Origin of the sequence: Neolewinella litorea (assembly GCF_004803465.1) — a bacterium.
GTDB lineage: Bacteria > Bacteroidota > Bacteroidia > Chitinophagales > Saprospiraceae > Neolewinella > Neolewinella litorea.
Genome location: NZ_SRSF01000004.1, coordinates 319,252 through 330,468, shown reverse-complemented (window position 1 = coordinate 330,468; position 11,217 = coordinate 319,252). Strand labels below are relative to the sequence as shown.

6 protein-coding genes are annotated in these 11,217 nt (G+C 62.3%); 2 read left to right on the top strand and 4 right to left on the bottom strand.

Annotated elements, in window-relative coordinates:
* Positions 1 to 558: 558 nt before the first annotated feature.
* Positions 559 to 1,293: a tRNA (guanosine(46)-N7)-methyltransferase TrmB gene (trmB, locus tag E4021_RS12020; protein ID WP_136459603.1), complete on the bottom strand. Its 735-nt coding sequence runs from the start codon at positions 1,291 to 1,293 to the stop codon at positions 559 to 561.
* 256 nt (positions 1,294 to 1,549) lie between these two features.
* Between trmB and E4021_RS12015 the strand changes: the two genes are divergently transcribed.
* Positions 1,550 to 1,837: a hypothetical protein gene (locus tag E4021_RS12015; protein ID WP_136459602.1), complete on the top strand. Its 288-nt coding sequence runs from the start codon at positions 1,550 to 1,552 to the stop codon at positions 1,835 to 1,837.
* A gap of 118 nt (positions 1,838 to 1,955) precedes the next feature.
* On the opposite strand, the gene E4021_RS12010 is transcribed toward E4021_RS12015, so the two are convergent.
* Positions 1,956 to 3,596 (bottom strand): glycoside hydrolase family 32 protein, encoded by a 1,641-nt coding sequence (locus E4021_RS12010; RefSeq protein ID WP_136459601.1) that lies wholly within the window; start codon positions 3,594 to 3,596, stop codon positions 1,956 to 1,958.
* 165 nt (positions 3,597 to 3,761) lie between these two features.
* Positions 3,762 to 5,495, bottom strand: a complete 1,734-nt coding sequence (locus E4021_RS12005; RefSeq protein WP_211097009.1) for a tetratricopeptide repeat protein — start codon at positions 5,493 to 5,495, stop codon at positions 3,762 to 3,764.
* A 273-nt stretch (positions 5,496 to 5,768) separates the two neighbouring features.
* On the opposite strand from E4021_RS12005, the gene E4021_RS12000 reads away from it, so the two are divergent.
* On the top strand, positions 5,769 to 7,604 hold the full coding sequence (locus E4021_RS12000; protein ID WP_136459600.1) for a patatin-like phospholipase family protein: 1,836 nt from the start codon (positions 5,769 to 5,771) through the stop codon (positions 7,602 to 7,604).
* Here E4021_RS12000 and E4021_RS11995 read toward each other — a convergent pair whose 3' ends face one another.
* On the bottom strand, positions 7,605 to 11,180 hold the full coding sequence (locus E4021_RS11995) for a reprolysin-like metallopeptidase (RefSeq protein WP_136459599.1): 3,576 nt from the start codon (positions 11,178 to 11,180) through the stop codon (positions 7,605 to 7,607). It abuts the gene before it with no gap.
* Positions 11,181 to 11,217: the final 37 nt, after the last annotated feature.

The window sequence follows — 11,217 nt, the reverse complement described above, 5'->3', positions numbered from 1 at the left end:
GCCCCAGCCCGAGCCAGGTTACTGCTCAGTTTAGGGGGCAAGGGGTGAAGGACTGAAGGGGTGAAGGACTGAAGGGGGTGTTGCACTCTTCCCTCACTGCGTTCGGGTAAGCGAGTCACTGAGCAAACGTTTTCAAGGCAGGCAGGAAGCGCGCAGATAAGCGACACGGAGACGCCCCAGCCCGAGCGGAGCAAGGGACAATTGCCCGCCACCAATTCACTAATTCTGTAATTCACCAACTCATCACCCCACCGGCTTCATCCGCGTAAACGCGTCACTGAGCGAATGCTTTCAGGGCACGTAGCTAACGCACAGATATGCGACACGGAGACGCCCCGGCCCGAGCGGAGCGAGGGACAAATGGTCGCCACCAATTCACTAATTCTATAATTCACCACCTCACCACCTCACAGGCTTAATCCGCGTAAACGCCTCACTGAGCGAATGCTTTCAGGGCACGTAGCTAACGCACAGATATGCGACACGGAGACGCCCCGGCCCGAGCGGAGCGAGGGACGAATGCCCGCCACCAATTCACTAATTCACTGATTCACCAATTCATTCCCCAACAGGCATCCCCTTGCCGCCGATGATATTGCCTTCTCCGAAGCGGAAGCGGAGGTAGGTAATCGTCTTCCCGAGGTCCTTATGCATGCGCTCGTAGTAGGTTTCCGTGGCGAGCTCCGGAAGGGGGAGGGGTTTGCTGTAGATGTCGTGGTCGTGGTATTCTACCTGTACGGCGGGTTGTTGGGCGAGGGTTTCCAGGGACCAGTCGTAGAGTTCGCGGCTGTCGGTCTTCAGGTGGACCACGCCGTCGGGGCGGAGGATGCGGCGGTACTGCTTGAGGAACTGAGCGGCGGTGAGACGGCGGTTTTCCTTGCCTTTTTTGAGGAAGGGGTCGGGAAAGGTGATCCAGATCTCCTCCACTTCGTGCGGCGCGAAGAAGTGGCTGATCACCTCGATGCGGGTGCGCAGGAAGGCGGCATTATCGAGGTTTTCGGCGAGGGCGGTCTTGGCCCCTCTCCAGATGCGGGCTCCCTTGATGTCCACGCCAATGAAGTTGCGGTCGGGGTACTGCCGGGCCAGATCCAGGGTGTATTCGCCCCGGCCGCAGGCCAGTTCCAGGGTGATCGGGTTGTCGTTGCCGAAGTGCTGTGCCGCCCACTGGCCCCGCAGGTCGGTGATCGCACCGTTCTCCCCCGTCAGTACGGGTTTCGTGGGTTCGAAACTCTCGTAAACGTTGGGCATTTTGAGAACTTCGGCGAACTTTTGCAGCTTGTTGCGGCCGGGCATGCAAGGGAAAAATTGGTGGGCCGCGAAGATAAGCCCGTCCAACGGCTTACCCGCCGCATCCGGCTTATCCCTCCAGCTCCAATGAACAGCGCCCCCTGAACCTACCTTACTGTTCTGGATATTGTAACTTTTGACATTTTAAGTGAGTGGCTGGCCGGAACCAAAATATATTTGGCTTGACAATCCCAAATAAATACCTGAAATTTGTTATACTAGGTTTAACCGACATTTTTACACGCTTTCAGACTTTCACGCTTTGGACCCAGAAACAAACCTCCAGGACTTCCGTAAACGATTCATGCAGGAACACCACGCCTCTCGTGAGAATACCATGCTCTCCCCAGAATACCGGCGTAAGAAGTACGCGCTTTTCCTCCTACGCACTTTCTGTCTTGCCGCTCTCTACATCTTACTGTGGGACATCACCTGGGTGCGCTGGACCCTCCTGCTTACCCTTCCCGTTACCGGCCTATACTTCTTTTCCCTGGTCGGGTGGCGGTATTTCCTCGAACGCAAGATGCAGCGGTTGAAGGAGCAAAACTGATTTTCTCGCCCCGCCCGTCCGCCCGCACATGCTACAACTCCGGTTGTGGACACACTTGGGCGACTACTGACAATGACTGCCTAGTCATCAGCTAGCCCCTTGCCGTTTCCTGCGATTGCTACCTGACCTCCGGCCAGATCGAGGCCAGGGTATATCCCTGGCTATCGAGCAGCCGCACACCCTCCCCTTCGGCAAAAAGGCGCATGCGGTTAAAATCCGTGGATGGGAAGAAGATCTCGGTGACCACGGTAGCTCCCCCGTCGGCGAAAAGCTCTACGCTGGCCCGGTCAATCAACAAGTGCATGCTCAGTTCCCCACTATCGCTGATCCGGGGTGCCTGCTCGAAGGTGCCGGTAAAGGCATCGGAGAAGGAGTGGTCACCCGCCGCGCGGCGGTCGCTGAAGTAGTGGCCTTTGGCGGCATCGTACCCGATCCGGTACACCTCCCCATCCTCATTCAGGAGCTCCAGGCCGAAGCGCGCCTGGCTGCCGGGCTCAATTGAGTAGCGCAATTTCACTTCTGCGGAGGCCGGGGCGGGGAACGCGAGTGCCGCGGATTCATCGGTGGCAGGCTGGGCGGGTTGGTTCCCTTCCATTTCCGCTACGGCAAACTCCGACCCCCGTAAGGTCTCCAGTTCCGCAACGGGTTGGGAGAAAACGCGGTATCCGGCCGGCGTTTGGTGCAGGGTCAATACGCGGGGTACGGTCATGGCGCTTCGCCAGGTTTCGGTGGGGACTACATTCGCGTAATTCCAGTTGCTCATCCAGCCCAGGAACAGTCGCCGTCCATCCGATTCAGGAACGTCCGACCAGGTGACCCCGGCGTAGTTGTCGCGGCCGTAGTCAAGCCACACCCCCCGTTCATTCGTCACGTCGGAGGCGAAAGCGGGGTCCAGGGTAAAGGTGGTGCCGTCAAAATTGCCGACGAAGTACTGGGTGCCCGATCCACCATTGGGTGCGCCGGGATTGATGCTTACCAGCAGGACGTGCTTACTGTCGTCGCCATCCTTCACCGGCAGGCGGAACAGGTCGGGGCATTCCCATACGCCGCCGTGGCTGCCCAGGTCGCTTCCGAAATCGCTCAGGTGCTCCCAGTCGATGAGGTTGTCCGAACCGTAGAAGGAGATGTGGTCCTGCGCCGCGAGGGTCATTACCCACTGGTTGGCGGCTTCGCTCCAACTGACTTTGGGATCGCGGAAGTCGCGCAGACCCGTATTATTCGGCAGGACGGGGTTGCCGGCGTACTTCGTCCAGCTGCGGCCACGATCGTGGCTGTAGGCGATCGCCTGATATTGGTAATCGTCATGCCCCGCCCGCTCGCGTTCCGCGTTGTGGTAGGTGTAGATGGCCACCAGCGGGGCTTCGCCTTCCTTGCCGAGCCCGCTGGTGTTGCGGTGGTCCACTACGGCGCTGCCCGAGAAGATGTAGCCCAGGGAGTCGGGATAGAGGGCCACCGAAAGGTGTTCCCAATGCACGAGGTCGGTGCTTACGGCGTGGCCCCAGTGCATGGGTCCCCACACAGTGCTGTCTGGATAATACTGGTAAAACAGGTGGTACTCCCCCTCGTGATACACCATACCGTTGGGGTCGTTCATCCAATTGGCCGGCGGAGAAAAATGGAAGCGGGGGCGGTGGGGTTCACCGTAGTCGGTCTCGACGCTCGCGACGCCGGCAACCGCTTCGGGGGGCGTGGATCGTCCGCAGGCGAAGGTGCCAAGGAGGGCCAGCGTGAGGCAAAGCGGCAGGAGAAATTTGTCCATGAATGGGGGATCGTTTGATGATCGGCCTTTAAAATTTCAGCCGTCGCGCGAGGCACCCGGTGGGGCCCCAGGGCCTAACCATGGCCTTTCGATGCGCGGGCGGCTGGCCCCCAAAGTACGAAACCGGATCAGGTCCCCAATGGGCTAACGGCAATTGGGTAACGGTCACAGGATGCGTGAAGCCGTCAGCGCGATATCCGCCGTTGCCCAGGCTTTTTCCAACTGGTCTGCCGCGGCCCTGGCCTTACCGGCCTCGCCCATGCGCTCGTAGGCAGTCTGCAGGCCACGGAGCGCCCAGCCATTCCTGGGAAAGGTGAGGAGGTCCTCCTCGTACACCCGTGCCGCTTCGGCAAATTGACCGGCTTCCAGCAGCACCGCGCCAAGGTGGTGGCGGACCGAAAAGAACCAGTCGGGGGGTTCCATGTAGTGCAGCGCGTCTTCGACGGCGACGGCCTTCTCCAGCCATTCGATGCTGCTGTCGTAGTCCCCATCGCCGGCGGCCAGTTCTCCGGCCAGCACTCCTTCGGCAATGGAAGCTACCGCACGGGCCGTATTGACCCCGATGACCAAGGAATCAAGCGACGCATCGGCGGCCAGCCTGCGCAGGGCGGCCAGTTCCTCGCGGGCCGCGGCCGGGTCATCCTTGCCCAGGTAAGCCATACCGCGGGCGTAGTGGCGGATGATCTTGGGGTAGGTCAGATTGCGGCGTACGTCAATCGAGTTGAGGATCTCGTCCCAGAGGCCGAACTTGACCCGCACGTAATCCGGGATGGTGTAGTAGTGCTGGAGCATCCCCAGTTCCGGCACCGTCATCAGGTCGTTGTCGGCGTGGCGGGCGGTACGGAGCGCCGCGTCCATGGCCCAGTCGGGCTTGCCCTCCAGGGTGGCGGTAGCGGCCAGGAAGTGGTAGTTGTGGGGGTGATAGATGAGCGGATAGGCTCCCTGGGCCCGGCAGGCGGTGATGTAGCTGCTGTCGACCCGCACGGCCTCACGGTTGGCCACCGACCCGGCGTGGTAATCGCCCGTCCGGATATAAATGTGGGAGGGCATGTGCACCAGGTGCCCGGCCCCCGGCACCAGACCGGCGTCCAGGGCGCGGGCACTCGCCAGGCCCTTCTCTGGCGTCCGACTGGCCTCAATTGCGTGGATGTAAAAGTGATTGGCCCCGGGGTGGTCGGGGGCGATGGCCAGTACCTTGTCGAGGGTCTCAAGGATTTCCGGGGTCCAGGAATGGGGTTCGCCCTTCTTGTCCCAGAGGTCCCAGGGGTGCAGGTCCATGAGCGACTCCGCGAAGAGGACAAGGATATCGGCATCTTCCGGAAAGCGGGCGGCCACCTTGCGCATGGCCTCTGCGTAGGCCTGATCAAGTGCACTGCGGTCTTCGGGCGCGTCCCGGTGGTAGCGGGTGGCCAGGGCATCGATGAGGGCTTTCTCTTTTTCGGTGCCGCGCAGGCGGGCCAGGGCTTTGGCCCGTTGGACGGCCTCATAGGCGCGCGGGTAGTTGTCCGTTTCCATGCCGGCGTTGTAATTCGGCCCCAGCACGTAGGCGTAGCCCCAGTACGGCATCGGGCTATCGGGGTCCAGTCGGGTAGCGTGGTAGAAAGATCGGGCGGCTTCGGCGTGGTTGAAGCCGTAGGCCAGTACGAGGCCCTGGTCGAAGTAGCGCTGGACCAGCGTCCGCCGGGTCGTGATGGGAAAGTGATGCTCCCCCATACTGTCGAAGAGGGGTGCTTTCTGTTTGGTCTCGTACCAGGCGCGGTCGTTGGTGGCCGGCAGGCACGCGGCGGTTGCCGCTTGCGCCTCGGTATAGGCGGGAGGACTTTGCCGGCGGTCGCCGCAGGTGCAAAGACAGACCAACAGCAGGGCCAGGCAGGTGGGACGCAGGATGTGGGTAGCCATGACGAACGGATTGAAGGTGAAGGAGGGGAATGGGCACCGGGGCATGGGGGGGCGGGCTGAACCCGAGAGGCCGGTTCTTATCGGAAGCGTACGGCACCCGCGCGCCGCCGCCAGCTTACCGCCGACTGTGAGGGGAGGGCGGCGGGATTCGTACTAAATATTACGCCTTTCCGGCCACATTTTCAAGGGTTGCCCCGGAAGAAGTAACTGCTCGGCAGCCATTATCTTACGCTAGCTGAGGCGGAATGCCTTTTTTCCTAAACCCACTCAACTATGTCCACCCACGCCTACAAACAATACGTTTTTGACATCCTGGAAGACCTGCAGGGCTACCGACAACAGCAGGGCGACCGGTTCCGATATTCCGACATTTTCGACGGCGACGGGCACCAGTACGTCAACCTGGTGCAGGAGGGCGGGGGCGTGCTCGGTATTGCCCTGGTGGGCTTCACCTACGTGCTGGAGGAAATGGGGATACGCTTTCTGAGTCTTGGCGGCACCAGCGCCGGATCGATCAACACCCTGCTGATGGCCGACGCCGGCACGCCCGAGGAGAAAAAGAGCGTCAAGATCCTGGAGCGGATCGCGAGCAAGCGCTTTACCGACTTCGTGGACGGGGGCCAGGACGCCAAAAAGCTTACGCAGCTCATTCAGTCGGGGGTAAAGTTCAGCGAGGCCTTTAACGTCGTTCCTAAGCTGCCCGCCCTCCTGCAGGCGGCCGATAACCTTCCGGAGCTGTTCAGCGAATTTGGTATCAACCCGGGCGATCACTTTGAGGAATGGCTCTCCAAGCAACTTACCCACCAAAGCTGGCAGGAGCTGAACGAGAACCTGTGCAAATTGCCCGACAGCCTGGAACACGTGTCCGACTACGGCAACCGCCGCCGGCCCGTCGATGCCGAGGAACTGCAGCCCAAGATCGCCATCGTGGCCGCCGACATCACCACCCAGACCAAGGTGGAATTTCCACGTATGGCCGAACTCTACTACAAGCACCCCGAAGCCCAGAATCCGGCTTCCTTCGTGCGGGCCTCGATGGCCATCCCTTTCTTTTTTACCCCGAAGCGTGTTTCACTTGCCTGGACGCAGGGAAAGGAAGAGGAGGTGCGCCGCAATTGGCGCCGCCTGGCCGGCTATCCCGGAGAATTGCCCGGCGAGATCCTGTTTGTCGACGGCGGCGTGATGTCCAATTTCCCCATTGACCTCTTCCACAAGAGCGACCACATTCCCCAGCGCCCCACCATCGGCGTGAAACTGGGCGTCGACCGCCGCCACGCCACCGACATCAAGAATCTCGGCGGCTACCTGGGCAACATGCAGGAGGGCGTACGAAACCTGCGCGACCTGGAATTCATCCGCAACAACCCCGAATACAAGGCCCTGGTAGAATACATCGACGTGGAGGGCTTCAACTGGATCAATTTCAATATTTCCGAGGCGGACAAGCTGCGCCTGTTCCGCCGCGGGGCGGAGGCCGCCGGTCGCTTCCTGCGCCGCTTCAACTGGCCGGAGTACAAGTCGGACATCAAGACCAACCTGCTTCAGCGCATCAAGCCCGTCCTGTGGGAGCTCAGCAACGTGCGCGACCTCGACCGCACGCTGGAGGCCTTCGGCATCCGCGACAATCCGGAGATCAAGGAAAAGATTTCCTACCTGGCCCAGCGGGAGGAGAAGTACAAGATCCTGTGGGTCGACGACAGCCTCACCTATCCCCTGCCGATGGCCATTCTGGATCGCCTGCACACGTATTGCTACACGATGCGGACCAGCGACGAGGCTTACCAGCTGCTCGTGAACCGCAACAAGCAGGGTGACTACCCCGAGAACCGGATCGACCTCATCATCAGCGACGTGACGCGGGACGAAACCGGGGGCAACGAGAAAACGCGCGGCATCGACTTTGCGGCCATGCTCGCCTGCGATCCCGTCATCCGGCACGTGCCGGTGCTGTTCTACGCCCACCGCCGCGAGGAACTGGAAGAACGGTACGGCCGGGACCTTCCACCCAACGTAATCAATACGAAGGACCGCTACACCATCATGCACGGCGACTTCATCGCGGAGGTTGTCGACGCCCTTTACGCCCGGGCCAAATCCTTTGCCGAATAGTTACTGACGCATGATTCGCCGGTACACGGTGCCGTCGACCACCAGCAGGTACACGCCCGGGAGCAGGTCGTCGGTATCCAGGGTAGCCGCGCCCGTTGCCAGCGGCACCCACCGCCGAAGCAGACGGCGCCCGCTCAGATCGTAGAGGTCGAGGCTCATATCGCGGTTTCCGGGGGCGGACCAGCGCAGGTGCAGGGCACCCCGGGTCGGATTGGGGTATACAGCCAGGGATGCGTCCAGGGGCGCCGTTTCCCGGGTGGGGTTTACGGCGTCCTCGGTAAGCAGCAGGTCGTGGTAGGTGACCGGCAGGTAGCCGCCGCTCTCGGTGGTCACCACGAAGCCGAATTGGTCGGTGGCGAGGGAGCTGTCGCGATTTTCGTACACCAGCCGGCCGTCATTGATGTCGGCCTGGGTGAAGGTATCGCCCAGCCGGAGGACGGTGCCGCCGATTTCCAGATGTCCGCGCGCGGGCAGTCGGGTCAGCTGGTAAAGGGTGGCGGCGGGTGCGTCGGCGTCGGTGACGATTTCCAGTTCGGCGCGCAGGACGGCGTTGCGGCCCAGGGGCTGCACTTCGGTGGGGGTGTTGACGAGGGTTTCCGGCGTGGGGGCACTTACGTCCGCACAGAATTCTACGGACCAGGCGACGATCTGGCCGGCCGCGCCGTTGGTTTCGCTGACGGCCACGGAGAGCACCCAATCACCGAAGGTATCCTCCCCGGCGAAGGCGGCCAGGGCGTCCAGGGGCTGGAACACCCGCTTATCGTCGGGGGGGCAGGCCACGGCTTCCGGCGCGTCGTCGTCAAATCCCAGGTTGATGGAATTGGTACTGAAGCATTTCTCGGCGTAAAGCGTAACCGTGGTGCCGGCGGGGCTCGTCAGGCTCACGGTTACTTTGGAGGCGAACTGGTAATTGATGTGGACGTTGGGCAGGTTCAGGTCGTTGATGGTGCCGCGCCGGTCGACGAAGAGCTTTGACTCCCGGGTGAATGCCCCACCGGAACCGGGCAACGCCACGGGTGTATCGGTACCGGTGTAGGTATCGCACTGGCTGCTTACCGTGTGGAAGGAGGCCGTCTCCGTCCAGGGACCCGCACCGCAGCTATTCACGGGCCGCACGCGCCAAAAGTAAACCTGGTTGGGGGAGAAAAATTCTTCCGGGGTGAAGGTGGTGCGGGTAAGGTCTTGGGCCGAAGCAAAGAGGGTGCCCGCAGCGAAGGCCGGGGTAGGCGCGATTTGGATCTCGTAGGTTTCGGCGTTGGCCGCGGCGGTCCACTTGAAATCCGCCGTCAGCCCAATGCCCTCCGTACCCTCGGCGGGTTGGCCCAGCTGGAGGTCGCTGAAATCGTTGGCGACCACGTCGAGCACGATCTCGCGGCGACTGCTTTCGCGGCCGGGCGAGGTGACCGACACGGGTATCGTCAGCCGCCCGGTGGAGTTGAAGCCGGAAAGGTCGATGGTCAGCGTGGTAGACTGGCCGGGAATCAGTTGGGTTTCCGCGAAAGTGGCCACTACGCCTTCCGGCAGCGAGCCATCCGCCACTTCCAACAGCACGGGGCCGGTGAAGTCAAGCACACTGCCTACCGTGAAGGTGGAGGTGACCGTCTCGGGCAGACATACGTTGGCGTAGTGCAGGCTGTAGTCCAGGATATAGGTAGCCTCCTCGGCGGGGGCTATGCTGAAATCCTGGGCATTCATATTATAGAACACGTTGTCGGCCGCCGCCACGATCACCCGCATGGCCGTACCCAGGGTATCCGGAACGGTCACGAAGGCGCTGCCGGTATTGGCCACGTTGGCCACAAGTACCTGATCGAAGGTGAGTCCGCCGTCGCCGCTGAGCAGGATGTCGACGCTGCTGGCCTTGACGGGCGCGGCGTCGGTGCCCGCAACATTCCAGGTCACTTCCCGGTATTCACCAACCCGCCAAGCGCCATCGTCGGCCAGGTCGGGCTCGTTGACCGTGAAGGCCCCTACGTCGGCTACCTGAAAGCGGACCGTGGCCCAGTCGACGCCCCCGACGACGGGGTTGTTGTCGCGGGCGGTCAGGCGGAAGGTGAGCGGCCGTGCGTAATCGGGCAGTACCTCATCGCTGGCGCTGATCCCGTTGGCCACGCGGTCAACGCGGGGAAAGTAGCGGGTGAAGCCGTCGGCCGCGGGGGCCACGGAGCGGAACAGCGGGGCAGAGCCTTTGGGGTCGGTGATGTCGACCGCCGGACCCAGGTCGTACTCCTCCCAGTTGTAGGTGAGCTGTTCCTGGGGGTCGTTGGCATCGGTGGCCGTACCCGTGAGGCGGAAGGGCGTCCCCTTGGGAATGTAGAAGCCGTCCTCGTAGTCGAGGATCACTTCCGGGCTCACGTTGTCGGTCTCAATGACGGTGGCGCAGCCGGCGGCCCCGCCTTCACGGGTGTAGGTGATGAACTGTTCCAGGCTGGCCACGTGGTAGTAGGGATCGGGGGAACCGACGTTCTGGTCGCCGCAGGCGCCGGCGTACGACATAATCGTGGTACCCGAACCGGGCTCGAAGGCGGTGTTGCCCGCTCGCTGTGCCTGACTGGAGGGGCAGTTGTTCCAGCTGTGGCTAACGGTGAACTGGTGGGCGATCTCGTGGGCCATCACCCGTTCGGCGGTGCGGGCGATGTTCTTGCCCTGCAGACAGGTAACGCCGCGGGTCTTGCTGCCGCTGCAGGCGAGTCCGCTCACCACGCCGCCGACGTCCACGCAGCTGGAGGTAAAGATGTGGCCGAGGTCGTAGGCGGTAGCCGGGATGTTGTTGTCCTGAAAGGCATTGATCACCTGGTCGAGCAGTCCGGTGCCTTCGTCGGTATCGACGAAGGGGTCGGTGTCGGGGTTGAGGTAGATGAGTTGCTCCGACAGGGGCAGCAAATTCATGCGGACGCCCACCTCGCGTTCGAAGATGGCGTTGATCGTACTCACCGCGGTATTGAAGGCGGCCAGTACGTCTTCCTTCGTGCCGCCTACCTGCTGGGCGAATTCGCCGGTATTGGTGAGGGCCAGGTCGTACTGTCGGAGTTCCCGCGGCGCTCCGGCGCGTTTGCCGGAAAGTTTGGCGGAGGACCGTCCGGTCCCCGGTGCCGACAGGGGGTCGGCGGGGTCGTAGCCGCAGTTAAGGGGCAGGTTGAATTCCTCGCCGGCGTATTCCCGCGTGTAGAAGACCAGGTGCTTGTCGGCCGTTTCGCCGGGCTGGATGGCGTAGGTACCTTCCGGTCCGCGCAGCAGGGCGTCCACGCCCTTGTGGGAGATGGCGATCCGCCCCGCCCCCCACGGTCCATCTACCCGGTAGCTGCCGATCCGGGGGTAGCGGGCGGCCAGTTCGGGGGCGAAGACTGGGCTGTTCTCCACGGTGAACGTGCCAAAGGTGCCGTCCGGAAGCGGCAGCTCCAGCGTCTGCCGCTTGGCGGCTAGTTGCGTGCGGAACAGGGGCTGATCGAGGGAGAGCGCGGCGTAGGTGCCGACCACCTCGGTTGCGGCCTTGGGGTTGGCGGTGAAACGGAAGGCGGACTGGGCGGAGAGGCTCCCCACGAGGAGCGTAAAGAACAGAAGTAGACCTCGGGGCATGGCGGGGGTTTAGGCCGCTAAGATAACCCGGGGCGCG

Bases quoted from the DNA above. Each gene is read 5' to 3' on its own strand.
- trmB (WP_136459603.1), bottom strand. From the start codon at position 1,293: ATGCCCGGCCGCAACAAGCTGCAAAAGTTCGCCGAAGTTCTCAAAATG.
- E4021_RS12010 (WP_136459601.1), bottom strand. From the start codon at position 3,596: ATGGACAAATTTCTCCTGCCGCTTTGCCTCACGCTGGCCCTCCTTGGC.
- E4021_RS12005 (WP_211097009.1), bottom strand. From the start codon at position 5,495: ATGGCTACCCACATCCTGCGTCCCACCTGCCTGGCCCTGCTGTTGGTC.
- E4021_RS12000 (WP_136459600.1), top strand. From the start codon at position 5,769: ATGTCCACCCACGCCTACAAACAATACGTTTTTGACATCCTGGAAGAC.
- E4021_RS11995 (WP_136459599.1), bottom strand. From the start codon at position 11,180: ATGCCCCGAGGTCTACTTCTGTTCTTTACGCTCCTCGTGGGGAGCCTC.